At 61.1% G+C, this 23732-nt stretch carries 25 protein-coding genes and 1 pseudogene; 9 read left to right on the top strand and 17 right to left on the bottom strand.

Going from position 1 to position 23732, the window contains the following annotated elements:
- Positions 1-103: 103 nt before the first annotated feature.
- The 3 genes from A3C3_RS0107480 to A3C3_RS0107470 are packed head-to-tail and all read right to left on the bottom strand — an operon-like array spanning position 104 to position 2096.
- Positions 104-724: an exopolysaccharide biosynthesis protein gene (locus A3C3_RS0107480; protein WP_022713986.1), complete on the bottom strand. Its 621-nt coding sequence runs from the start codon at positions 722-724 to the stop codon at positions 104-106.
- Between the two features lie 33 nt (positions 725-757).
- Positions 758-1060, bottom strand: a complete 303-nt coding sequence (locus A3C3_RS0107475; RefSeq protein ID WP_022713985.1) for a hypothetical protein — start codon at positions 1058-1060, stop codon at positions 758-760.
- A 52-nt stretch (positions 1061-1112) separates the two neighbouring features.
- The gene (locus A3C3_RS0107470; RefSeq protein WP_022713984.1) at positions 1113-2096 is read right to left on the bottom strand and encodes a TerC family protein; all 984 of its coding nucleotides are present in this window, start codon (positions 2094-2096) and stop codon (positions 1113-1115) included.
- Between the two features lie 609 nt (positions 2097-2705).
- On the opposite strand from A3C3_RS0107470, the gene A3C3_RS0107460 reads away from it, so the two are divergent.
- From A3C3_RS0107460 to A3C3_RS45065, 3 genes are read left to right on the top strand one after another with little or no spacing between them, the layout of a single operon-like run.
- On the top strand, positions 2706-3380 hold the full coding sequence (locus tag A3C3_RS0107460) for a L,D-transpeptidase (protein ID WP_022713982.1): 675 nt from the start codon (positions 2706-2708) through the stop codon (positions 3378-3380).
- A gap of 14 nt (positions 3381-3394) precedes the next feature.
- Positions 3395-3937 carry an OmpA family protein gene (locus tag A3C3_RS0107455; RefSeq protein ID WP_022713981.1) on the top strand — a complete coding sequence of 181 codons (543 nt, stop codon included), beginning with the start codon at positions 3395-3397 and terminating at the stop codon, positions 3935-3937.
- Positions 3921-4064, top strand: coding sequence for a hypothetical protein (locus A3C3_RS45065; protein WP_022713980.1), 144 nt, complete (start codon positions 3921-3923; stop codon positions 4062-4064). Before A3C3_RS0107455 ends, A3C3_RS45065 begins: the two co-directional genes overlap by 17 nt.
- Before the next feature lie 194 nt (positions 4065-4258).
- On the opposite strand, the gene A3C3_RS37960 is transcribed toward A3C3_RS45065, so the two are convergent.
- The gene (locus A3C3_RS37960) at positions 4259-5023 is read right to left on the bottom strand and encodes a response regulator transcription factor (RefSeq protein WP_022713979.1); all 765 of its coding nucleotides are present in this window, start codon (positions 5021-5023) and stop codon (positions 4259-4261) included.
- 13 nt (positions 5024-5036) lie between these two features.
- Positions 5037-6275, bottom strand: a complete 1239-nt coding sequence (locus tag A3C3_RS0107440; protein ID WP_022713978.1) for a GAF domain-containing sensor histidine kinase — start codon at positions 6273-6275, stop codon at positions 5037-5039.
- A 281-nt stretch (positions 6276-6556) separates the two neighbouring features.
- On the opposite strand from A3C3_RS0107440, the gene A3C3_RS0107435 reads away from it, so the two are divergent.
- The 5 genes from A3C3_RS0107435 to A3C3_RS0107415 all read left to right on the top strand — a co-directional run bounded on the left by A3C3_RS0107435 (position 6557) and on the right by A3C3_RS0107415 (position 11911).
- The gene (locus A3C3_RS0107435; RefSeq protein WP_022713977.1) at positions 6557-7573 is read left to right on the top strand and encodes an ABC transporter substrate-binding protein; all 1017 of its coding nucleotides are present in this window, start codon (positions 6557-6559) and stop codon (positions 7571-7573) included.
- 66 nt (positions 7574-7639) lie between these two features.
- Positions 7640-9091 (top strand): sugar ABC transporter ATP-binding protein, encoded by a 1452-nt coding sequence (locus A3C3_RS0107430; protein WP_022713976.1) that lies wholly within the window; start codon positions 7640-7642, stop codon positions 9089-9091.
- The gene (locus tag A3C3_RS0107425; RefSeq protein ID WP_022713975.1) at positions 9088-10035 is read left to right on the top strand and encodes an ABC transporter permease; all 948 of its coding nucleotides are present in this window, start codon (positions 9088-9090) and stop codon (positions 10033-10035) included. Before A3C3_RS0107430 ends, A3C3_RS0107425 begins: the two co-directional genes overlap by 4 nt.
- Entirely contained in the window at positions 10032-10982 is a 951-nt protein-coding gene (locus A3C3_RS0107420; RefSeq protein WP_022713974.1) for an ABC transporter permease, read from the top strand. The genes A3C3_RS0107425 and A3C3_RS0107420 overlap by 4 nt, the downstream gene beginning before the upstream one ends.
- A gap of 14 nt (positions 10983-10996) precedes the next feature.
- Positions 10997-11911, top strand: coding sequence for an SMP-30/gluconolactonase/LRE family protein (locus A3C3_RS0107415; RefSeq protein ID WP_022713973.1), 915 nt, complete (start codon positions 10997-10999; stop codon positions 11909-11911).
- 170 nt (positions 11912-12081) lie between these two features.
- On the opposite strand, the pseudogene A3C3_RS0107410 reads toward A3C3_RS0107415, so the two are convergent.
- Positions 12082-12342 (bottom strand): annotated as a pseudogene (locus tag A3C3_RS0107410) (ATP-binding protein); the annotation flags it as partial.
- 203 nt (positions 12343-12545) lie between these two features.
- Here A3C3_RS0107410 and A3C3_RS0107405 point away from each other — a divergent pair.
- Positions 12546-12869 carry a hypothetical protein gene (locus A3C3_RS0107405; RefSeq protein ID WP_022713971.1) on the top strand — a complete coding sequence of 108 codons (324 nt, stop codon included), beginning with the start codon at positions 12546-12548 and terminating at the stop codon, positions 12867-12869.
- Positions 12870-13020: 151 nt separating this feature from the next.
- Here A3C3_RS0107405 and A3C3_RS0107400 read toward each other — a convergent pair whose 3' ends face one another.
- The 11 genes from A3C3_RS0107400 to A3C3_RS0107350 all read right to left on the bottom strand — a co-directional run bounded on the left by A3C3_RS0107400 (position 13021) and on the right by A3C3_RS0107350 (position 23707).
- Positions 13021-13962: an ABC transporter ATP-binding protein gene (locus A3C3_RS0107400; RefSeq protein WP_022713970.1), complete on the bottom strand. Its 942-nt coding sequence runs from the start codon at positions 13960-13962 to the stop codon at positions 13021-13023.
- A 22-nt stretch (positions 13963-13984) separates the two neighbouring features.
- Positions 13985-14620 carry an ABC transporter permease gene (locus A3C3_RS0107395; protein ID WP_022713969.1) on the bottom strand — a complete coding sequence of 212 codons (636 nt, stop codon included), beginning with the start codon at positions 14618-14620 and terminating at the stop codon, positions 13985-13987.
- Complete coding sequence (locus A3C3_RS0107390; protein ID WP_028739468.1) at positions 14617-15249, bottom strand: ABC transporter permease; 633 nt, start codon at positions 15247-15249, stop codon at positions 14617-14619. The genes A3C3_RS0107395 and A3C3_RS0107390 overlap by 4 nt, the downstream gene beginning before the upstream one ends.
- A 39-nt stretch (positions 15250-15288) precedes the next feature.
- Entirely contained in the window at positions 15289-16107 is an 819-nt protein-coding gene (locus tag A3C3_RS0107385) for a phosphate/phosphite/phosphonate ABC transporter substrate-binding protein (protein ID WP_022713967.1), read from the bottom strand.
- A 6-nt stretch (positions 16108-16113) separates the two neighbouring features.
- Positions 16114-17118, bottom strand: coding sequence for an ornithine cyclodeaminase family protein (locus A3C3_RS0107380; protein WP_022713966.1), 1005 nt, complete (start codon positions 17116-17118; stop codon positions 16114-16116).
- A gap of 119 nt (positions 17119-17237) precedes the next feature.
- Positions 17238-18170, bottom strand: a complete 933-nt coding sequence (locus A3C3_RS0107375; protein ID WP_028739467.1) for a glycine betaine ABC transporter substrate-binding protein — start codon at positions 18168-18170, stop codon at positions 17238-17240.
- Positions 18171-18239: 69 nt separating this feature from the next.
- Positions 18240-19745 carry an HAL/PAL/TAL family ammonia-lyase gene (locus A3C3_RS0107370; RefSeq protein ID WP_022713964.1) on the bottom strand — a complete coding sequence of 502 codons (1506 nt, stop codon included), beginning with the start codon at positions 19743-19745 and terminating at the stop codon, positions 18240-18242.
- Positions 19742-20509, bottom strand: a complete 768-nt coding sequence (gene hutC, locus A3C3_RS0107365) for a histidine utilization transcriptional repressor HutC (protein WP_022713963.1) — start codon at positions 20507-20509, stop codon at positions 19742-19744. The genes A3C3_RS0107370 and hutC overlap by 4 nt, the downstream gene beginning before the upstream one ends.
- Positions 20506-21357, bottom strand: a complete 852-nt coding sequence (locus A3C3_RS0107360; protein ID WP_022713962.1) for a MaoC/PaaZ C-terminal domain-containing protein — start codon at positions 21355-21357, stop codon at positions 20506-20508. The genes hutC and A3C3_RS0107360 overlap by 4 nt, the downstream gene beginning before the upstream one ends.
- Complete coding sequence (locus A3C3_RS0107355; protein WP_022713961.1) at positions 21354-22160, bottom strand: SDR family NAD(P)-dependent oxidoreductase; 807 nt, start codon at positions 22158-22160, stop codon at positions 21354-21356. Before A3C3_RS0107355 ends, A3C3_RS0107360 begins: the two co-directional genes overlap by 4 nt.
- Complete coding sequence (locus A3C3_RS0107350; RefSeq protein WP_022713960.1) at positions 22157-23707, bottom strand: acyl CoA:acetate/3-ketoacid CoA transferase; 1551 nt, start codon at positions 23705-23707, stop codon at positions 22157-22159. Before A3C3_RS0107350 ends, A3C3_RS0107355 begins: the two co-directional genes overlap by 4 nt.
- Positions 23708-23732: the final 25 nt, after the last annotated feature.

Here is a 23732-nt window from a genome sequence, read left to right as displayed (position 1 = left end):
CCGTGCTTCGGGCACCGCCGGTGGAGTAGATAAGAACGGGGCTGTCTGCAGGCGACCACGGCTCTTGAGGACGTTTAAGGTCGACACTCCCCAGGCGGGGCCTTTACGCCGCAAAGACCATGGACGCCATCAAGTTGAGCAGAACCGCGGTTGTGACGATCGTCGCCGATGCGAGCAGCAGCCCAATCAGAGTGACGAGGCCGTCGCCCTCCATCATGGCAACTGAAAGGATCACCAGCGACAACACCGGCAGCACGTTGCCAAAGGGGATCGGCAGGGCAATCACCACGGCGAGCAGGAAGATGGGGAGGCCGAGCAAGGCCTGCGCCGTCGGCCCGGTGAGGACCTCCATCCGATCGGCGCGCACGACTTTCTCAACCCTTGCGATCATCGGAATCGCGTGACGGACGATAAGATCAAACGTCGCAAACGTAACCTGACGGTTTCTGACGAGGGCAGGCAACCACACCGTCCGACGACCCGCGCTAATCTGGAGCGAGACCAGAGCAAGCGTCGTGCCGAACACCATGCCGAACGGGCCAGGTATCGGCGTCAGGGCCGGGATTGCCAGAAACAGGACCGTGAAAGCGATGCCGGCCGATCCCATGGATTCCAAAGCCTCGCCAATGGAGAGGCCGCCTTTCGCCCTGGCGAGTTCCAGCATCTTCCTCAGTCGCGCGGAGGCTACTGCGCGCGACTGTTTGTGCTCGTCTTGTTCGAACATCTTACTCAAGCCATTTCAAACCCGAACCGCGCATTACGCATCCTTGCCGGCACCCCCCAAAACGCGAAGGAGGGCTGCACATTGCGGGTCTTGGCTATCGAGAAGCTCCGCCGGCGATGTACGGCCGATCGCAATGTTGACGACAGTAGCCGCCGCCCAGCCGTAGTCGCCGGCGGCACGCTCGATCAGCTGCGGGCTCTGGGAGGCGAGGCAGGACTGGGACTGACGAACGATCTCCACGGGAAGCTTCGCGCGCTCGGCTTGTTCCACTATCTGAGCCTGCAGCGGATCGACGACGAGAACGGCAAAAATCCAGCCGATGAAATCCGAGAACATATCTGTTTCCTTCCTGTTCGGTAGCTAACGGTGTTCCTATGAGCAGCGCCGATCATGCAAGCTGCTGCTGGTTCCGCGTCTTGAGGAGGCTCCAGACCACCCCGGCGACGATGATGGCGAAGGTGATGCCGAGCGACAGCGCGGCCGGGAACTTTTCAAGACCGAGAAGATCGGCGACGAAGATTTTCGAGCCGATGAAGATCAGGACGACGGCAAGCGCAGGCTTCAGATAACGGAAGCGATGGATCATCGCCGCGAGGGCGAAATAGAGGGCTCTAAGACCGAGGATCGCGAAGATGTTCGAGGTGTAGACGATGAACGGATCCGTTGTGATTGCGAAAATCGCAGGGACCGAATCCACGGCGAAGATGACATCGGCCACCTCGACCATCACGAGCGCCATGAAGAGCGGCGTGATGAACCAGGTCATCTTACCCGTCTTGGAATTTGCCTTTCTGACGAAGAAACGCTCGCCGTGATGTTCGTCGGTGACGTTGAAGCGGTTGCGCATGAAGCGGACGAGCACGTTCTTCGAGACGTCGGGCTCGGCATCCTTGATGACGAGCATCTTGATGCCCGTCACGATCAGGAACGCGGCGAAGATATAAAGAACCCAGGCGAATTCGGCGACCAGCGTCGCGCCAACGCCGATCATGATGGCACGCAACACGATGACACCAAGAATGCCCCAGAAAAGCACACGGTGCTGATAGATGCGCGGCACGGCAAAGAAGGAAAAGATCAGAGCGATGACGAACACGTTGTCGAGCGCTAAGGTCTTTTCTACGACAAAGCCCGTCATATAGGCAAGGCCGGCGTCGGAGCCGAGATGCCACCACACCCAGCCGCCGAACGCAACGCCCAGCGCGATATAGAGAGCGGAAAGCTTTACGCTTTCACGGACGCCGATCTCCTTGTTCTGCTTATGGAGAATACCGAGGTCGAACGACAGAATGGCGATGACGAGGGCGAAAAAGCTCGACCACATCCAGAGCGGCGTTCCCAGCCACTCGACAAGCAAGAACGAGAGATCCAAAGGTAATCCCCTATCGGCACTGGGTTGTCGGAAAACGGTCCGACATCGCAAGAGTGCCGAGGCTCTCGCCAGAGGGGCCCGGACCAACGGGTTAGCCCGCAGATGGGGATTCACTTTTCGGTCGTCAAGGGCAGCCTGAATTCGCCTTCTCCATCGGAACGCGACGGCGAGCCGATCCGAAAATCTGTGAGTGCCGAGGACATCTTCGTCTAGGATATTGACGAGCTCGACGTCGCAACGGCGCAGCTGAAACCGCTTACCGAAGGTCTAAGGCACCTGCGAGCGCTGATATCAGCGGCAAGACGGTGACCGTGAAAATCTGTACTCGGATTTTATCCGGGCGACGCGCAGCCGAACAGGCGCGGATGGCCTTCCCAAACACGACAGTATTTTTCGACGCAGCGTCACGCCCGCTGACAACTATCTATCCGTTAAAGTGATCCTTGCGTTTGTTGGTTGCAACCTCCTAAGTAACGCCAAACGAAACAGATGCAGAACAGCCGTAACTCGACCACGGTCTTTCAGCAGGAACCGGAATTTTCTGTTGTGGCCAATTCAAAATCTGATTTACTGACACTTCGCTGTTTGGCTTTGAGGGGGATATTGCCGATGGTGTGGACACGCAGGGATGTGTTACTTGGTGGTTTGGCTTTACTTGGCACCGGCGCGGTCCAAAAACCGGCATTCGCCCAGGCGTCTTCCTATTTTGCCGGCACCGCCGTCGACAATGGCGTAACGTTCCGAAGGACCAACTTCGCCAAGATCGATAAGCGGTGGCACCGCCAGGTTGTCAAATATTTCAGCAGCGAGCCGATCGGCACCGTTGTTGTCGATACAAGGCACCATTTTCTCTACTTGATCATGGAGAACAAGACAGCCATCCGCTACGGCGTCGGCGTCGGCCGCGAGGGCTTCAAATGGTTTGGCCGCGCCACGATTGATCGCAAATCACTTTGGCCGCGCTGGACGCCGCCGCCGGAGATGCGCAAGCGCCATCCCGAACTGCCCGAATTCGTGGGGGGAGGCTCACCGAAGAATCCACTCGGCCCCCGCGCCATGTACCTGCTTCGCGACGGCGTGGACACCGGTTATCGCTTCCACGGCACGCTGGAGCCGGGAAGCATCGGCAAGGATGCCTCCAGCGGCTGTATCCGCATGTTCAACGAAGACGCCATCGATCTTTACCAGCGTTGCCCCGTCGGCACCGCTGTGCAGGTTCTGCCGCATATTGCCGACCAGGCTGAAAATGCCGTTCAGGTTGGCGAAATAGCCCCGGTCCAATAAGGAATATCATCCAGATGTCTTCAACGATCGGATACACGAGGAGCGTTGTTGCCGCGGCCATGCTCTTGGTGCTCGCCGCCTGCACCACCACCAATATCGCCTCCATGGAAGAACCTGCCGCGGCCCCGATGACCGGTCAGACCAACGATCCCGCGCCAGGTTTCGAGAACATCACGGCTGGCAGCGAAGAAGATTTCATCCTCAATGCCGGCCGACGGATCTACTTCACGCAGGATTCCGCCACGCTCGATTCCGTCGCCATGGCGACGTTGGATAACCAAGCCACTTGGCTCAACAAGAACCCGAATTGGCTGGTCAAGCTGCAGGGATTTGCCGACGATTCCGGTTCCGCGTCCAAAATGGTGGCGCTGTCGCAGAAGCGCGCCGATGTGGTGATGGCCTATCTCGCCTCGAAGGGCGTGGACGCCAGGCGCATGTGGGCCAAGGGTTACGGCAAGGACCGCGAAGTCCGCGACTGCGCGGAGCGCTCGTGCAAGGTGCAGAACCGGCGCGTTGTCTCCAATCTGCGCACCCAGCGCGATGATGAAGGAGCTTGACACCGGACCGGGCCTTTTGGCTTCGCACCTGCCGCGTGACGTGATCGCAAAGGAGACCGGCCGTGGCCAGCAAGCCGAAATGCCGTTCTGGATGGGCGGGTCGTCCGGCGGACCGGATATCCTTTGAAACGAAGCCACTTCGAGGTCGTTTTCGAACTAACAGCGCGAATATGCTGCCAGACCTCTCGCCTCTGTCGTGACATCGGCAGCTTGAGCCCGGATAGTATCTCTTGGATCAACAGTTCAATCAGGCGCGAGCGGCAACGGGGTCGCCGCGAATTCTTCTCGAAACTCGTCCGAACCATCGATCGCTGCGCGAGTTCAGGTTCGAACCCGCCTGCGATGCCTGTCGCGCGGGCTTTCATGCAATCCATCAAGCCACTCCTGCACCTCTGCCTCAGCCCGCTCCAGAGCGCTGTAGTTCAGGAGTTTGCGCAGGAAAGCGACCGCAACGGCGCGGGCGCGGAGATTGAAGCGGCCGTCCTCGTGGTCGTCGCCGGCGGCCTGGTAGACGTCCAGCTTGTCGTAGAGCTGCTGCAGGCGGTTCTGCACGCTGCGCAACGAGAGGCCCCGACGCTTGGCGATGGCCCGGTCAGTGAGGCCCAGCGCGATGTCGACGAGGATCTCGTATTCGGAGTCGGTGAAGCCGTTCGTCTGGCCGAGGCTCTTCTGTTGCAGGCCCCGCACCTCGCGGTCGATGACGCACTGGCTCTCGATGAAGATCGACCGTAGCGCAAGCTTCAGCCGCTCGTCGGAGGCGGATTTGAGCACATAGCCATAGGCGGCGCCATCCGGCACGATGCGGGAGACGCCGCGCACATAGGCCTCGTCCGAGTAATTCGACCAGAACAGGATCCGGGTCTCCGGCCGCTCCTTCCAGATCGTGCGCGCCGCCTCGATGCCGTTGCGGCTCGCCATCTGCAAGTCCATGACGATATGCGCCGACTTGTGGTCGCGGGCGAGCTTCTCGCCGACGGTTCCGTTTTCCGCCTCGATCACCGTGTCGCATTCCGGCAGGGCCGCGTTGACCGCCTCGTGCAGATAGGACCGGTGCAGCGGGTCGTCCTCGACGATCAGAACCTTCATCGTGCCCTTCTCCTCAGTTTGACCCGCTCGCCGGGTCGTGCGGCACGAGCGGCAGCACGACGCGCACCACAGCCCCGCGATTGTTGTGGCCAGGCCCGGTCGTGAAGCGCGCCGAGATGAGCCGCGCACGGGTCTTCATGTTGTCGATGCCTCCGCCGATCCGTCCCCGCGTCTTGGCGAGCCCGCTCCCGTCGTCGGAGATTTCGATCGACAGCCGGTCGTCGTCGACCTCGAGCCGAACCATGACAGCCAGCGGGGCGGCATGGCGCACCGCATTGTTGATCGCCTCCTGCGCGATACGGAACAGCGCGACGCTGACAGTCGGTTCCAGTCGCTCCAGCGCGCCGTGCGTCTCGTCGACGAGGCCCCATTCGATGCCCGATCCCGTGTCGCGGGTCGATCGGTCCAGATGATGCTCGATCGCTTGGGCGAGGCCGAAGAGCTGGAGCACGGAGGGTTTTGCCTGCTCGATGATTTGCCGCAGATCCTGCATGCAATGCTGGAGGGACCGGGAGACGGGCTCCAGCGCCTCGGGCGCCACCTCGGCGTTGCGCGACAGCCGATCGATCCGGCGGGCGAGCCGCGTCAGGTCGGCGAGCGTCTGGTCGTGCAGGTCCATGCCGATCCGCTGGCGTTCCTGCTCCAGTGCTTCGGTCAGCTTCAGCGCGCCTTGTCGCAACCCCTCCTCGCGGGCGCGGGCCTCAGCCTCCACGATGGCGGAGCGCTGCGCCTGCTCGGCCGCCTGCAGCGCGAAGAAATAGGGCGTCAGCAGGTCGGCGATGATGCGGGCGCGTTCGATATCCTCCATCGTATAGACATCTGCCCTTTGCGACGAACAGGAGAGCGCCGCGATGATCGTGCCCTGCACCTTCATCGGTACATGCAAGCGGCTCCTCAGCGACTGTTCGACGATCGGCCGCTTGAACGCGCCCTCGAAATGGAAACGCGGGTCCGTCATGGCGTCGTCCGCCAGGAGAAAGTCCACCTCGCCCCAGAGCAGCGAGCGGATGGGGCTGTTGACCACCGGCGCGCCGGCAAGGTCGCCCCAGGCAGTCTCGATGCCCGTCTCGTAGGCCGTGTGGTAGTTGCCGCCCTCAAGAAGCACACAGACATCGAGATGATCGTGCGGGATGATATGGGCGACCTCGGCCGCGACTGAACGGATGGCCGAGCGGAAGTCGAGCTGGCCGGCGAGCAGCCGGGAAATGCCGAGATAGTGGTCGAACATGGCTGCGGGTGCGAGATGCAGCATTGTCATTTCCTCCCGAGACGGCAGCAGGCTCCTCAACCCGCCGCGATCGCTTCGCAGTAAGCGCCCGCGGAAGCGCCGCCGTCTTGCGGAAACCCGCAGCTTGTTGCGCAAAACCCGCAAACGACTTGCCGCCTTGCCCCTATACAGGCCGGTCGATCTCCCGCATCCTGCCCTTACTGAGAGGAGGATGCTCAGTGCAAGAACAATTTTCACTCGAACCCATTTTGGGCAGACAGGAGTGAAGCGATCCGCTGACCGGCGCGATCATGAGGGAGAGAGACATGACAATCCGTAAGATGCTTCTGGCATCGGCCGCTATAGCTTGCGCCGCGATGCCCGTTTCCGCCTTTGCCGAGACGTCGGCAAAGAAGATCGCCCTGTCCAACAACTATGCCGGCAACTCGTGGCGCCAAGCCATGCTGACGAGTTGGGGAAAGGTGACGGGCGAAGCCGTGAAGACTGGCGTCGTTGCCGCAGCCGACGCTTTCACCACCGCCGAGAACCAGGCGACGGAACAGGCCGCGCAGATCCAGAACATGATCCTGCAGGGCTATGACGCGATCGTGCTGAACGCCGCCTCGCCGACGGCGCTAAACGGCGCGGTCAAGGAAGCCTGCGACGCCGGCATCACCGTCGTTTCCTTCGACGGCATCGTCACCGAACCCTGTGCCTGGCGCATCGCCGTCGACTTCAAGGAAATGGGCCGCAGCCAGGTGGAGTACTTGTCGAAGAAACTCCCAGACGGCGGCAACTTGCTCGAGATCCGTGGCCTTGCCGGTGTCTTCGTCGACGACGAGATCTCGGCGGGCATCCACGAGGGCGCAAAGCAGTTTCCGCAGTTCAAGGTAGTCGGCTCCGTTCACGGAGACTGGGCGCAGGACGTGGCGCAGAAGGCTGTTGCCGGCATCCTGCCAAGCCTGCCCGACATCGTCGGCGTGGTGACGCAGGGCGGCGACGGTTATGGCGCGGCCCAGGCGATTGCCGCGACCGACCGGAAGATGCCGATCATTGTCATGGGTAACCGCGAAGACGAACTGAAGTGGTGGAAGGAGCAGAAGGACGCGAAGGGTTACGAGACCATGTCCGTATCCATTGCGCCGGGCGTCTCCACGCTCGCCTTCTGGGTCGCCCAGCAGATCCTCGACGGCAAGGAGGTCAAGAAGGATCTCGTCGTGCCCTTCCTGCGCATCGACCAGGACAATCTCGAAACGAACCTCGCCAATACCCAGGCCGGCGGCGTCGCCAACGTCGAATACACGCAGGAAGATGCAATCAAGGTCATCGAGTCGGCAAAGTAAATCTCCCGGCGACTGCCGCGCGGCCGCAAATGGCCGCGTGGCATTCTTTGCGAGCAGGCGGGCAGTATGAATGACGTATTGAAGGCCGTGATCGCGGTCGATGGCGCCAAGGTGAGCTTCGGCGCGGTCAGGGCACTCGACGGCGTGACGCTCCATGTCATGCCGGGCGAATGCGTCGGGCTCGTCGGACATAATGGAGCTGGCAAGTCCACGATCGTCAGCGTGATCAACGGCGGCCTCACACCGCACGAAGGAAGCGTCACAAGCGACGGCGAGCGGCTGGAGCGCTATGGCATCAACGTCGCACGTGCCCGCGGCGTGCGCTGCGTCTTCCAGGAACTTTCGCTCTGCCCCAACCTTTCCATCGTCGAGAACGCGCGCATCATGCATCGCGATCTCGGTGGCTTTGGCTGGCGGAGGCGCGCCGCAAAAATCATTGAGAAGAGCCTCGACACCATCTTTCCCGGCCATGGCATTGATAGCACTCGGACCGTGGGAGATCTCGCGATCGCCGAGCGGCAGATGGTCGAGATCGCCATGGCCTTTTCCGACGCCGGCACTCCGCCGCGGCTAGTGATCCTCGACGAACCGACCTCGTCGCTCGATGCAAGCCTTGCTCGCCAGATGCTCGACCATGTCCGCCGCTTCGTTGTCGCGGGCGGGTCCGTCATCTTCATCTCGCATATCCTGCACGAGATCCTCGAAACCTCCGACCGCATCGTCGTCATGAAGGACGGCCGCGTTGTCGCCGAACGTCCGGCGCACGGCTTCGACCATCATGGCGTCGTGGAAGCCATGGGCACCGTTGCGAAAGAGGAGACCGGGCAGCGCTCGGCGCGCGAACAGTCCACCGCTCCGCTCATTCTGTCTCATCAGGCAGCGGGTCTTCCCTTCATGGCGCGCAAGGGCGAGATCATTGGACTGGCGGGTCTGGCGGGCCACGGGCAGACCGAGCTCCTGCTCGCCCTGCATGCCTCCCAGTCCGGCAACTGGCTGCCCGAGCGTGATCCACTCGTCACCTTCGTCGCCGGCGACCGCCGCCTCAACGGCGTCTTCGAGCTGTGGAGCATCCTGCGCAACTTCTCCATCGCATCGCTCGGCGACCTGTCCCGGCGCGGCCACATCCTCACAAGCGAAGAGGCGACGAAAGGCGCCGACTGGAAGCGGCGGATCGAGATCCGCACGCCCGATATGGACAACCGCATCCTGTCGCTTTCCGGCGGCAACCAGCAGAAGGTACTCTTCGCGCGCGCGCTTGCGACGCGCGCTCCGATTGTCCTGATGGACGATCCGATGCGCGGCGTCGACATCGGGACCAAGCAGGAGGTCTACGCGATCATCCGCGAGGAAGCGGCCCACGGCCGCACCTTCATCTGGTACTCGACGGAGATGGACGAGGTCCGCCTCTGCGACCGCGTCTACGTCTTCCGCGAGGGCCGTATCGCGGCCGAACTCGCCGGCGACGCCGTCAACGAGACGAACATTATCGCCGCCTCCTTCGAGGGGGTCGCCGCATGACGCTCCGGCTCTCGTCCGACGCCATGCGTCTTGCCATTCCCGCCCTGTCGCTGACGATGCTGCTCGCCGCCGTCTTCTGGCTGCAGCCCCGCGCCATGAGCTATGTCGGGCTCAACCTGCTGTTCAACCTGGCTGTGCCCATCGCTCTCGCGACGATCGCCCAGATGCTCGTGATGGCCGTGAACGATCTCGATCTATCGATGGGCACCTTCGTCAGCTTCATCGCCTGCGTAACCGCGACCTTTCTGCGGGATGCCCCCGTGACCGGCGTTCTGATCCTTGCCGGCGCGATCGCGACCTATGCGGGGCTCGGCGTCGTCATCCATCAGCGCAACCTGCCGTCCATTGTCGTGACCCTCGGCATGAGCTTCGTCTGGGGCGGCCTTGCCGTACTACTGCTGCCGTCACCGGGCGGGCAGGCGCCCGACTGGGTGCGCTGGCTGATGACCGTCAAGCCCCCGTTGGCGCCGATGGCTATCGTCGCCAGCATCGTCGTCGCCGCCGTCGCCCATCTCGTCGTCATGCGGTCCTCGCTCGGCGTGCTTATCCGCGGCATCGGCGGCAACCAGCGCTCTGTCGAGCGCGCCGGCTGGTCGATTGTCGGGGCGCGCGCCGCCGCCTATGGTCTCGCCGGCTTTTTCGCGGTTCTTGCTGGCATTGCCCTCGTCGGCCTGACCACCTCAGCCGATGCTAATATCGCGCTGCGCTACACGCTGCTGTCGATCGCCGGCGTGATCCTCGGTGGGGGCGAGTTCATCGGCGGCCGAGTCTCCCCTATCGGTGCCGTCATCGGCGCGCTGACGCTGACGCTCGCCGGCTCGTTCCTGTCCTTCCTGCGCATTTCGCCGGACTGGCAGATCGGGGCTCAGGGCGCGATCCTGATCATTGTGCTCGCGCTCCGCCTGATGCTGAACCGCCTCGAGAAGCGGGAGAAACGCCGATGATCCCCCTCCTGCGCCTTTCCGGCAAACCCTGGATCTGGTCGTGGCTTGCCGCCTTTATCGTGTGGTTCCTGACGATCATGGTGACGCTCGGCGCCAGCACGCTCGGCCTGTCGCAGGCCGCGCTCACCTTCGCGGCCTTCTCGGTCATCGTCGGAATCGGCCAGATGTTCGTCATCACGCTCGGTCCCGGCAACATCGATCTCTCGGTTCCCGCCACCATGACGCTTGCCGGCACGGTGGCGCTAAAGCTTATGAATGTCGAAAACGGCATGATCCTGCCTGGCCTTCTTGTCGTCATCGTCATCGGCTTCGTCGTCGGCCTCTGCAATTACGCGCTCATCAAGGCGCTGCGCATTCCGCCGATCATCGCGACGCTTTCCATGAGCTTCATCGTGCAGTCCGCCGCGATCTGGACGAATCGGGGATTGCGCATCAAGCCTCCGAGCGTGCTTGCGGAGTTCACCACGTCGAACACGCTCGGCGCGCCGAACGTGGCGATCGTCGCGCTCCTCATCTCGATCCTCGCCTGGTTCCTGCTCGAGAAGACGATCTACGGGCGCTGGATCTCGGCGATCGGCCAGAGCATGCCGGCGGCGCGCATGGCGGGCATACCGGTCGACGGCACGCGCTTCGTAACCTACCTGTTCTGCGCCGTGCTCGCATCGGTCGCAGGCTATCTGCTCGCCTGCTTCTCCGGCGGCGCAGCGCTCAACATGGGCTCGGAATATCTCCTGACGTCGATCGCCGTCGTCGTCATCGGCGGCACGGCGGTCGCCGGCGGCGATTCCAACGTGCCAGGCATCTGGGGCGCATCGCTTTTCATGTTCCTGGTCGTTTCCATGCTCAACACCTACGGGCTCGGCGCGGGCATCCGCCTCATCATGACCGGCCTCATCATCATCAGCGTCATCATGCTCGCCGGCGGTCGCCGGCCTGGCATGCGATAAACGGAAAGACCGCCATGGCCGAGGCCGACATCTACGAAATCCACGACCCGCGCTTCCGGCAGATGATCGTGATGAGCGCCGGTCTCGACGAACTCTATTCCGGCTGCCGCTGGGCGGAGGGTCCCGTCTGGTTCAACGACGCGAACCAACTCCTGTGGAGCGACATTCCCAACCAGCGCATGATGCGATGGACACCCGAGAGCGGCGTCTCCGTCTATCGGCAGCCGTCCGACTTCACCAACGGCCATACGCGCGACAGACAGGGACGGCTCATCTCCTGTGAGCATGGTACGCGCCGCGTCACACGCACCGAGGTCGACGGCTCGATCACCGTACTCGCCGACCGTTTCGAGGGCGCGCAGCTCAATTCGCCGAACGACGTGGTGGTGAAGTCCGACGGCACGATCTGGTTCACCGATCCCACATACGGCATCATGTCAGACTACGAAGGCCATCGCGCGGAGCCGGAGCAACCGACCCGCAACGTCTACCGGCTCGATCCGACGACCGGCGAGCTTGCGGCGGTCGTCACGGATTTCATCCAGCCGAACGGCCTTGCCTTCTCGCCCAACGAGACAATCCTCTACGTGGCGGATTCGGCAGCAAGCCATGACGAAAGCCTACCGCGTCACATCCGCGCTTTCGACGTGGTCGATGGCAGACGGCTCGCGAACGGCCGTGTCTTCTGCCTCATCGACAACGGCATTCCAGACGGCATCCGCACAGACGTGAACGGAAATCTCTGGTCGAGCGCCGGTGATGGCGTGCATTGCTTCGACCCGACGGGCAAACTGATCGGCAAGATCCGCGTACCGCAAACCGTCGCGAACCTCACCTTCGGCGGGCCCAAACGCAACCGGCTGTTCATCGCGGCAACCCGCTCGCTCTATGCACTTTACGTCGCTGTGACCGGCTCTCAGCTGCCGTAGGATCATGATATTGCCTTGCCCGGATTTGAACTCAAGACCCGTCATTCCCGATGACGATGGCGGACCGGATCGTTATCATGCGTAAGGCCAGCGGGTAGCACACGTCAAAATAAGATACAGTCATCGACTGGCGTAAACTTCGGCGGCAACTGCTGCCTTACTCATCGACTTCAACCAGACATCACCTTGGGCAGAGACACGGACGCCCGCAACCCGGGCCACTTCTGCGCCGGCCGATTCTGGGAAAGTACGATGTCTCCACCGTGGTGGCGGACGATGGCTCGGGCGATCGAAAGCCCCAGCCCGACGCCGCCAGTCTCGCGGCTGCGCGACTGCTCGAGGCGAAAGAAGGGCGCGAACACCTGTTCGGTTGCGTTTTCGGGAATGCCGGGGCCGTCGTCCTCGACGACGATGTCGATCGTCGTCGGCGTATGAAAGAATTCAAACAGCTGCCGTCGCTGAGCCGGACGGCAAGCCCCATTCCGTTCGTTTGATCGAAATAGAGGAACCTGGCCGGATGCGGCAGAGACCATGGCCCAGACGCCAAGGTGGTCCAGTCATCGGAAGCGTTTGCGGCCGGCATGAGAGCCTCCTTGCGGAACCTATCCTCTGGAACCAACCAAGCGAGTTTGTCATGCACGACGGAGACAGAGATCAAGAGCCGGACTATCCGGACGAGCATCTGGAGCGCACTCGGCATCCTATATCCGACTATTTCGTCGGCCTCGCACTTTTCGCATTCTCCATTCTGGCGATGGCTATAGGCCTGGACTCCGCGCCGGCGCACACAGCGCCGGCCTCCGACCGACCCCTGTCGGCATTCGTCATCGCGATGCCGGCGACGCCCTGCATCGACGACAGGATGCCGGCGGGAGGCAGCTCGGAGGCAATGAGATTGCGCCATGTTCTGGACCGGAACATCAACACGACGCTCGCCCTTCGCAAAGGGTCGTCGTGATTGACCGCAATTACCACGCTGTAGGGCTGGCGATGGATAAGTGAATGAGCGCGAAACCTCAAATTAACTTCGGGTTGAACCGACCACCAAGATTTAATGAAATCGTCGATGCATGCCAACAGTGTGAAACAAGTTCATGGATGTCGGCAGACTAGAGCCGATTGGCGCGTAACAAGGTGTCACGACACAAATATCCCGCAAGCGTTCCGTCGGCGGCTCTGACGTGCAGGCCCGGCATCTCGCCGGAGAGGATGAGCGCCAGGGCGTCGTGAACCGTGGCATCAGCGGCGATCTCGCCGTCCCCCTTGAACGGTTCCGGTGTGGTCATGATCATCGATACGGGGATCAAGCTCAACCTTTTTATGGCTCGGTCGGGGCCGAGGAAATTCTCGACAAATTCGTTGACGGGACGCGCAAGGACCTCTTGCGGGGTGTCATATTGAAGGAGGCGGCCATCCCGCATGATCGCAATGCGATCACCCATCTTGATTGCCTCGTCGAGGTCATGCGTGACAAGGACCACCGTCTTCTTCACCTTCTTGAGAATATCGCGGAATTCGTCCTGAAGTCGAACGCGGGTGATCGGATCGATCGCGCCGAACGGTTCGTCCATCAGCATGATTGCGGGATCGGCGGCGAGCGCGCGCGCGAATCCGACGCGCTGACGCTGCCCGCCTGACAATTCGTGTGGCAGGCGCTGCCGCATGATGGCCGGATCAAGGCCTACAAGATCCAGGAGCTCGTCAACCCGGCGATCGCTGCGCGCCTTATCCCAGCCAAGAAGGCGCGGCACGGTTGCGACATTGCGTGCGATCGACATATGCGGAAACAGACCAACTTGCTGAATGACATAACCGATGCTGCGCCGTAGCTCTTTCTGATCGACGCGGGCAATATCTTTGCCATCGACCAGCACGCGTCCCGTCGTGGGCGTCTCCAATTGATTGATCATGCGCATGGTCGTGGTCTTGCCGCAGCCCGAAGGACCGATCATGGCAACCGTCGTACCGGTCTCGATCAAGAGATCGAGATTGTCGACCGCACGCTGGCCGCTTCCGTCGTAGGTCTTCGTAACATGATCGAGATGAATCATACTGATATCCGTTTTCGGCCGCTTAGCGCCGTTGAGTGAAGACGCGCTCCAGAGCGCTGAACGCCAATTCCGCAAAGATTGCGAGCAGGGCTATCGGAACCGCTCCAACAAGAAGGCGCGGCATGTTCATGATCGCAATGCCGGCATTGATGAAATCGCCAAGTCCGCCCCCGCCAATGAAGGAGGCCAGTGCCGCACCGCCGATGACTTGGATGGCACTCGTCCTGACGCCTGACAGAATCGACGGAACGGCCAGAGGAAGTTCGATTTCCCGCAACATCTGCCCGGTGCTCATGCCCATTCCGTTTGCTGCATCGATTACGGAAGTGTCGATCTCGCGGATGCCGATGATCGTGTTCAACAACAGCGGCGGCACGGCAAGGACGACGAGGGCGATCATCGACGGCAACAATCCGATGCCGAGAAACGGCATCGTCGCCGACAGGATAGCAAGGCTCGGTATAGAGCGCAGAGCGCCGGCAATATTGACCACCGCAAAGGCGGCGCGAGGTGCCCGTGCGACGGAAAATCCGAGCGGCACGGCAATGACAAAGGCTATGCCGAGCGATAGGACGCACATCAGAAGATGGCGATTGAAAGCGTTGATGAAGGCGCCGGAGTTGTTGACGATCCAGCTGAATGCATCGATGACGATCATGCTGCTTTACCTCCACTGCGACGGCGCAGCAGCTTTTCGAACGATGCAAAAAAATAGTCGGCAAAGAGCGCCAGAAATGACGTCAGCAGCCCGCCTGCGATGATCTTTTCGGGAAATCGCTGATCGATGCCTTCGAAAATGATGACGCCCAGGCCGCCGGCATTGATATAGGCGGCAACGGTACCGATGCCGATTACCGTCACCATGGCAATGCGGATGCCGCCGACAATATGGGGCATCGCCAGCGGCAGCTCGACTTCCCATATCCGGCGCGCCGTGCCGTAGCCCATGCCATCGGCGGCTTCTAGTATGTCGCGCGGAATAGCCTGGAACCCCATGCCGATGTTGCGGATCAGGATCATCAGCGAATAGGCGGCCAGTCCGGTAATAGCGGGTGCCGCCCCGATACCCATGACGGGAATGAGAAGCGCAAACAGCGCCAAGCTCGGCACCGCGAACAGGATACCGGTCAAGACGACGATAGCTGCAAAACTCCGCGGCCGCCTTGCAGCCCATATCCCGACGATCAGCGAGATCACCAGGGCAATCGCAACTGAGGAAAAAACGAGATACAGGTGCTCCAGCAGTGCTTCGAGTAGCCGGTCGAGGTGTTTAGGGACCCATTTCATCGTCGAGACCTCCGTGTCCGGGCGCTCGTTCGCCACCGGCTACCATGTGATCCCCAATCTGCGATCGGCGGCGTCGGCTCTCTGCGGTAGAACATCGTAGGCCGACGGCGCGACCGCTGAAAATCGCCTGAGGCCGAGTGCCCCCAGAACCGCCGTTCCGTCGGGCGTTTCATGCAACGTCACGAGGCTGCGCCGTAATGCCATGACCATGTCCCCGGGCAATGTTTGTGCGGCAACCAGTAGAGGAGCGGGAAGCGGATCGGTCGTCGCAAGAATGCGAAGACCATCGATCGCGTCGGGCTCATGCATCGACAACAATTGGAAGGCGTAGGCGTCGATCGCGCCCGCCTCGATCCTGCGATCCTTGAGCGCCGCAACGATGCCTGAAGGGTTGAGCAGTGGTCCGACCGCCGCGCTCTGCTTCATCTTGCCCGTGAACTGGCCGGCGAGGTAGGAACGCGCCGCGTGATAGCCCGATTGGGAATCGCGAACGGTCCAACCCCAGCGTGCCGCAGCGAGATCCGCCACCGCGTTTACCGGCCCGGTGGAGGCGACGAGGATGTGGCTGGCATAGAGCGGCTGGTCAGAAGACCATGCCTCGCTCGAGACGGGTGCGGCAAGGGCAGTCGGTCTTGCGCCCTCCGGCATGCGCGAAAACGGATAGCCGCACATCAAAACCACTCCCATATCCAGCCTTGTCCATAACTGCGACAAGGGTGCTGGCGCTGCGTGAGCGATGATCTCGAGCTCGATTCCGGAATGCACGCTGACGAGCGCAAACAGCGCGTCCCAAAGCCCGCGAATGCGCGGACTGAGATTATACATTCTCGAACAGGCGATTGGCTTGGACATGACCATGGCAGTTTATGCGAACCGCAGACGCTGGCCGATGTTCATGTCTCTTGCCTTGTTCACCATAGCGGCGCCGAGCGCCACGTCCGTCGTGCTAAGGCCGCGGTGCCAGAACAGGATCGTCTCCTCGTCATTTTCCCGGCCGGGTTTCATGCCGCAGATGATCTGGCCGATTTCGGCATGCAGATTGTCGGCCGTCACCTTGCCCTCGTCGACGTGACGGCGAAGCGCTCCGAAAGGCTTGCCCGGGCCGCATTGTCCCCAATCGTCGACGACGACCTTGTCCATGATGTCGGTCAGATCGAATTCCAGCGCGCTCATCGTGCCATAGGGCACGACGAAAGCTCCCTTCTTCACCCATCCCGTCTTGAATAGCGGCGCCGGTTCCGGTAGGCGGCTTGCCTCGACCATGATGTCGGCACCCTTGAGGCAATCCTCCCAGTTGTCGGTGACGATGATCTTCTTGCCGAGATCCGTCTCAAGCCGCGTTGCGAAGGCATCGCGGCTTTCCGGGCGGCGCGAATGTACGCGGATCTCATCGAAGTCGAAGAGATGATCGAGAAGGCGGACATTCCAGTAAGAGGTTCCGCGGGCACCAATATGCCCGAGTATTTTGCTGCCCTTGCGGGCGAGATATTTTGCACCAAGGGCGGTCACGGCGCCGGTGCGCATGTCGGTGATTGCCGTTGCATCGATGACGGCCCTCGGCACGCCCGTGTTCGGATCGAACAGGTTGAGGACCGCAAGCTCTGAAGGCAGATCGACCTTGTAGTTGTCGACGAAATCGCCGACGACTTTGACGCCGGCATAGTTCAGCGCTTTTACATAGCCGCGAAGCACGTTGAAATGGCCTTTGTCGGAGCTCTCCGGCACAAGATGAACACGCGGCTCGATGACGGTTTCGCCCCTGCCCTGTGCGTCCAGCGCCTTCGACACCGCATCGAGAATCTCGTCATTCGTCAGCGCCAGAGACTTGGCATCGAGGGCGTTGAGATAGTCGATCCAGATTTCCTGCATTTCCGCTTCTCCACATTCCTGTCCGGCTGCTGAACGGAGGAATTTTCGAATAAGTATTGTGAAAGGGCGGCCGCGCCAGGCAGCGGCCGGATTGATACCCCGCACGCAGGGCGTCACAATTATTTCGGCAGCAGGCCGTTTTCCTTGAGGAAGTCTACCGCCACGTCCTCGGATTCCTCGTGATCGGTCTCGACCTTGGCATTGAGAACCCGCATTTTCTCGTTATCCAAATGGGCTCCGACCGCTTCCAGGAGTTCGGCAATCTTCGGATTGACCTTCAGCACGTCCTGGCGGACAACAGGGGCCACGTAATAAGGCGGAAACAGACCTTTGTCGTCTGCCAGCGGCACGAGCTTCTTCGAGCCGATCTGCCAGTCGGTCGCCGCGCCGTTGGCGACGTCAATGTCCTTTTGTTCCAGCGCGTCATAACGAAGACCGAGCTTGGCGAACTGCTTGAACTCCTTGAACTCCGCGTCGTAGACGCGCTTTAAGCCCGGCAGGCCATCGGCGCGATCTGGAAATTCAGCACCGCCGCCGAAGACCAGGGTCTTGGAAACCTTGGCGAGATCCGACAGGCTCTTCAGATTGTTGGCCTGCGCCGTTTCCTGCCGGACCACAATGACGTAACCATTGTTGATGCCGCTTGGCTTTAGCCATGTGAGGTTGAACTGCTTGGCGTAGAAGTCCCTGACCTGCGTGTAGACCTTGTCGGTGTCGGTCGACATCTCACCCTTGACGACAGACGCCAGGGCCGTGCCGGTGTACTCCGGATAAAGATCGATCTCGCCTGCCACCAATGCCTGATGAGCAATCAGCGTGCCACCGAGGTTAATCTTGCGCTCGACGGTGAAACCGGCATTTTCCAAAACGGCGGCGTACATTTCGGCCAGAATATACTGCTCGGTGAAATTCTTGCTGCCGATCTTGATGGTTTGTGCGGATGCAGACTGGAACATGGCGACGGCCATGATGCCTGCTACAAGGATGCCTTTTGTCCAATTTTTCATAATCATTCCCTCTGGTTGACTTTTCAACGAACGGACTGACGGCATCTCCAGATTGACCGTCAGCATGACCACTCGGCGCCCTGCCCTTCTTGCCGTGGCAGTGGCGAACCGGGCTTATTGCGGGCCGAGCCCGATCAATGCGGCAATCGTCGCAAAATCCGGCGCCTGCGCGCGATCCTCTTCAAGCGCGGGGACATAGTTGCGCACAAAGGCATAGGCTTCTGCCGATCCCTTGCCCAATTCGCCTGAGACGCCTCGCAGCTCGACGGCCTGTACCGATGCGATCAGTTCGATGGCCACCAGATAACGAAGGCGCTCGACGATCGCCTGTGCCTTTGCCAAAACGCTCGGAGCCATCGACGCCTGGTCTTCGACGCCATCGGCAACAGGAATGGGCGAGAGCGAAACCGGCATCGCCAGATGGCGAATTTCGGCTTCCATAGCCGAGACAGTCTTTTGCACGGTCGCAAAACCGGTGCGGCTCTGGCCCATTGGCGTCAGGAAGCGTGGGAGGTCGGACATGCCCGGCGACATGATCTTCATGATCCGATACGCGGTACCTGCCGCGCAATGCGCCATGGCTTGGCCCAGCCTTTCCCAGGCGAGCACAAAAGCGGTCATGTCAAAATTGCCGTGGGAAAGGATGACACCCTCAGATGCGATGACAACAGGATTGTCGGAGGAACTGACGAGCTCGATTTCCGTCGCCTGCCTTGCCTCATCTATCGCATGCCTCAATGCGCCCCAGACCTGCGGGGCGCAGCGGTAGCTCAAGGGGTCCTGGAGACGCCTTGCTGCATCGGCAGCAAGCAAGGAGCTGCCCGAAAGAATCTCCATGAGCTCAGAGGCGACACGGCGCTGTCCAAAGGCCGGTCTGGCAGCCAAAGCACGATCGTCGAAGGCGCTGACATTGGCCCGGAACGCTTCAAAGTTAATGGCAATCGCCTTAAGAGACCAACCGAAGAGCCGCTCGATGTCTTCGAGCGCCAAGCAGGCAAGGCCGATGGAGAGGCTGTTGGCCACGACGAGCGCATGCCCGTCTTTCGGTGCCAGTTCGAGCGGCTTCAGGCCCGCTTTTTCAAGAGCGATCCCGGCCGGCAGCACTTCGCCGCCGAGCTCGACATCGCCAAAGCCTAGAAGCCCCCGGCTCATATGAGCAAGCGGAGCTAAATCCGCTGCACCGATCGAACCCAGTGACGGGACGACAGGGTGAACACCCGCATTGATGGCGGCGACCAGACCGTGGAAGACGCTCGGCGAAACGCCGGAACCGCCCGCCGCCAGGCCGACTGCCCTAACGGCCATCATTGCGCGCACGGATTCCTTTGCAAGCGGCTTTCCGACACCGACCGAGCGGGCTTGCGGCACACGCATCTGGAACGCCACCAGATCGTCCGTTGCAAGTCGCGTATCGACACCCGCTCCAAGGCCTGTTGTCAGGCCGTAGACCGGCAGATCGCTTTCCGTATAGCGATCGACGACGGCTCGTGCGGCCGCAATCCGGGCCTCAACATCGGCGGATATCTCGATCCTTGCGTGACGACGGGCCACCGCTGCGATGTCCTCGATCGTCGGCGGTGCCGCGCTGAACGTTATGGATGGAGAGTTGATGGCGCTCACTTTTTCTCTCCGAGAATGGCGACGGGCTTAGGAGGACCCTTGGTGGACCGTGCTTCCAGCCGGTATTGCGCGCCGGGATAATACAACAGCGCACAAGTCACGACGGCCTCACCCGACCAGGTTCTTCTAAAGACCCGCAGGCAAGGGTAATCGTTCTTCAGGCCAAGATATTTGCGCACCGCCGTATCCGGTTTGACGGCCTGAACGATATGTTCGAACGCCGTTATCGGAGCCACCTTCGTCAGATATTCGTGCGGCGTCATGCTGTGGAAGTCGGTCGACAAATAGTCAGGCGCGACCAAGGGATTGACGTAGCGCTCCTCGACCTGGATGGGTTGGTCGTTTTCCATATGCACGATCAGCGAATGCATCACTTCGGCGCCGAGGGTCAGTTCAAGCGCGTCAGCAACGTTGGCATCCGCCTTCATCAAGCCGACCGCGACGATCGCCGCCTTATGCTTGTGACCCCGTTCAAGTATTTCGTCGGCTATGTTGCGGATTTGCAGGAGATCCACGTCGAGGTGCTTTGGCGACACGAACGTTCCGATCCCGGCCGACCGCTTGAGAACACCCTCGAACATCAACTCCCGTAGCGCCCGGTTCGCAGTCATGCGGCTGACCCCGAATGCCGCCACGAGTTCGCTTTCAGAGGATACCCGGTCTCCCGGCTGAAGCTTGCCCTCGGCGATCTCAGCCAGGATCTGCTCCTTGATCCGTATATAGTGGCGCGCCTCGCCGGCTGTCGGTTTGACCGCTTTCGTCATGACAACCTCGCGATGCCATTGTCGAGAATGGTAGCGCCTCGTAGAGCAACGAGGCCCCTGAAGCGGACCTCGGCATCGTTACGCCACATCTGCAAGGTGATCGTTTCACCGGGAAAGATCGGCGCGCTGAAACGTGCTGCGATCGAGCTTAACCCCGTAGCCATGCTTGGATCGATCGCAGCGACAATGGCGTAACCCGCATAGCCGAAGCTGCATAACCCGTGCAGGATCGGCCGGGCAAAGCCGCTCTTGCGGGCTGCCTGCGGGTCGACATGCATCAGATTGAGATCGCCGTTCAGGCGGTAAAGCAGAGCGGCGTTTTGCGGGATGTCGACATTGAATTCGAAGTCCGGCGGTCTGTCCGGCACCTTGGACAGCGGTTCAGGCGTAGATCCAGCCGATCCGCATCCACCGTCGCTCCGGCACGCGTTTGTCTGGACGATCGTCGCAACTGGCTGATCACCGTCAGCGGTTGCGATCAGGCGCTCGAAGCTGACAAACATCCCTTTTTCAACGCCCCGGTCGAACACCGACAAAACGCGTGAACGAGAGATTAGGGGCACATCGACGGGAACCGGCCGGTGGATCGTCAGGCGATGTTCGGAGTGCACCAAACGCGTCCAGTCGACGCCCGTCTGCTGCATCCATGGGCCGGGGTGCGCCACGATATTGGCAAGGGTCGGCGCGGTCACGAGATCGCGTTCATAGACGTACTTCAATTCCTGATCGTCAAGCGCATCGGTGCCGTAGCCAACCGACAGGGCGTAAAGGATGGCATCCCTTGCGCTAACCACTTGTGTCGCTTTCGGGATTGCAAAGTCGAGGATGGATTGAGCCGAAATCGTCACTTTGCGGCTCCCCCGGATGTATCGGGTTTGCGAACGCCACCTGACAGGCGGATTCCGCCGTCAACGGAAAGCAGTTCGCCGGTGACAAAGTCCGCACCCTGAACAAGCCAGACAATGGCTCCTGCAACCTCTTCCGGTGTTGCGACACGGCCGAGCGGCGCGGTTTCCGAAAATCGCTTGGCAACGGCTTCATAGGTATCTGGCCCGAGTGTGTCGCGCATCCAGCGCGTATCGATGATGCCGGGACAAACCGCGTTCACGCGGATATCGGGACCGCAGGTGCGCGCCAGGGCCAAGGTCAGCGCATTGAGCGCGCCTTTGGAGGCCGTATAGGCAAGCGAGCTGCCTCCTCCGGTAAAGGCAACGTTGGATGAGACATTGACAATCGCACCGCCGCCGCTGTTACGCATCGCGGGCACCGCCGCCCGACACATCTGATAAGCGCCGATGACATTGACACCGAAAACGTTCTGAAAATCTGCGGCCGACAGCGTCTCCAGATCGAAAGGATCGGACTTGACCGTCATTGCGGCATTGTTCACCAAGGCGTCGAGCCGCCCCCATCGATTGACGGCGGTCGCGACCATCCGGCGGCAAGCCGTGTCATCGGCAACGTCGGCCTGGACGACCTCGACCTGAGCGCCCAGACTGCGGCAGATATCGCCGGTCTCGTCGGCCTCTTTTCTGCTGCGGCTGTAGTTGACGACCACCCGGGCACCGCCCCCAGCGAATTGCTTCACGCATGCAGCCCCAACGCCGGTTGCCGAGCCCGTGACAATGATGGCTGCTCCATCGATTTTCATGGGACAAAATCCTTCATCGGGTGGATCGAAAACAGGCGCGCATCCATTTGCCTGAGTTGGTCCGACACCGCGACGCCCTTCGGGAGACGGTCGAGAACATGCGCGGCAAGATCGATACCAGGGGCAAACTCCGTCAACGTCAGGCGTCCCTCGATCACACGAAAGACAGCCCGCTCTGTGACGACGAGCTGCGACTGGCCCTCCAGCGCAAAGGCTGGGCTCGAACTGATCTGGTCGACATCATCGACAATCTTGCAAAGGCTTCCGTCCTGCACGATGTCGAGCCTTCCGTCGGTGACAGTAATTTGCGCGCCACCAGCCGAAAATGTACCGAGATAGACAATACGCTTGGTCGTCTGCGAGATATTGGTGAATCCGCCGACCCCGACGATAGAGTTATTGAAGCGGCTGACGTTGACCGCGCCATGTCTATCTACTTCGGCCATACCGAGAAAGGCGATATCGAGACCACCGCCATCGTAAAAGTCAAATTGCGATGCCTGCGTGACGATGGCGGTCGGATTGATGGCGGCGCCAAAGGACAATTCCTCGGCCGGCACGCCGCCGATGACGCCGGATTCGATCGTCACCGTATAATCGCCGAATGCCTCTTCGCTCGCGATGCGGCCGATCCCGGCGGCAATGCCGATGCCGAGGTTGATCGTCGGAAAATTCAGCGGCGCCAGCTCCAGGAAGGCACGTCGCTGAATAATTTTATCGACCGACAGCGGCGCCGGCTGGAGGCGGCTCACCGCCATCCGGACGCGCCCTGTATAGGCGATATTGTCGGTCTCGACGAAGCTGATCCCGTGCTGGGCCGGATCTTCGCAGACGACGACATAATCGACCAGCATTGCCGGGATACGAACATCGTTCGGCTGCAGCGAGCCACGCGCAGCAATCCGCTTGACCTGCACGATGACGATACCACCGGAATTTCGGCCTGCTTGTGCCATGGCGAGCACGTCGAGTGGGAAGGCCTCGTCCTCGAGGGTGATGTTACCGTCTTCGTCGGCTGTCGTTCCGCGCAATAGCACGCAGTCGAGTGGTATCGACGGATAAAGCAGCCATTCCTTGCCGCGCATCGACACACGCTCGACGAGTGCACGCGGCGTCGTCGCATTCATGCGACCGCCGTCATGAAGCGGATCTATGAAAGAGCCGAGCCCGATATGGGTGACCACACCGGGCTGACCGGCGGCGATCGCCCGATAGAGCTGCGCGATGACGCCCTGCGGCCAGCAATGCGCTTCGATCTTTCCCTCGACCGCAAGCCTTCCAAGACGCGGCGTTCCGCGCCATCCCCCGGCAATCACGCAGGCGACCAGGCCTTCATAGCCAAAGTGCCCCATGCCGCGCGTCTGACGATCGCCCGTACTGGCAGCAAACAGAAGGGTCAGGTTGCGGGGCTTTCCAGAGGCGAGGAAGCGTTCCTCGACAGCGGCCGTGATGGCCTCAGGATGGCAGCATCCTCCAAAACCCGAAGCCGCGACAGTCATCCCGTCTTCGAGAAGATCCGCAGCTTGTTGTGAAGAGATGACCCGCATGAACGATCTTGTTTCCGCCCCACCT

The organism is Rhizobium mongolense USDA 1844 (genome assembly GCF_000419765.1).
In the GTDB taxonomy this organism is placed as follows: Bacteria; Pseudomonadota; Alphaproteobacteria; order Rhizobiales; family Rhizobiaceae; genus Rhizobium; species Rhizobium mongolense.
This window is presented reverse-complemented; position numbering and strand designations above follow the sequence as displayed.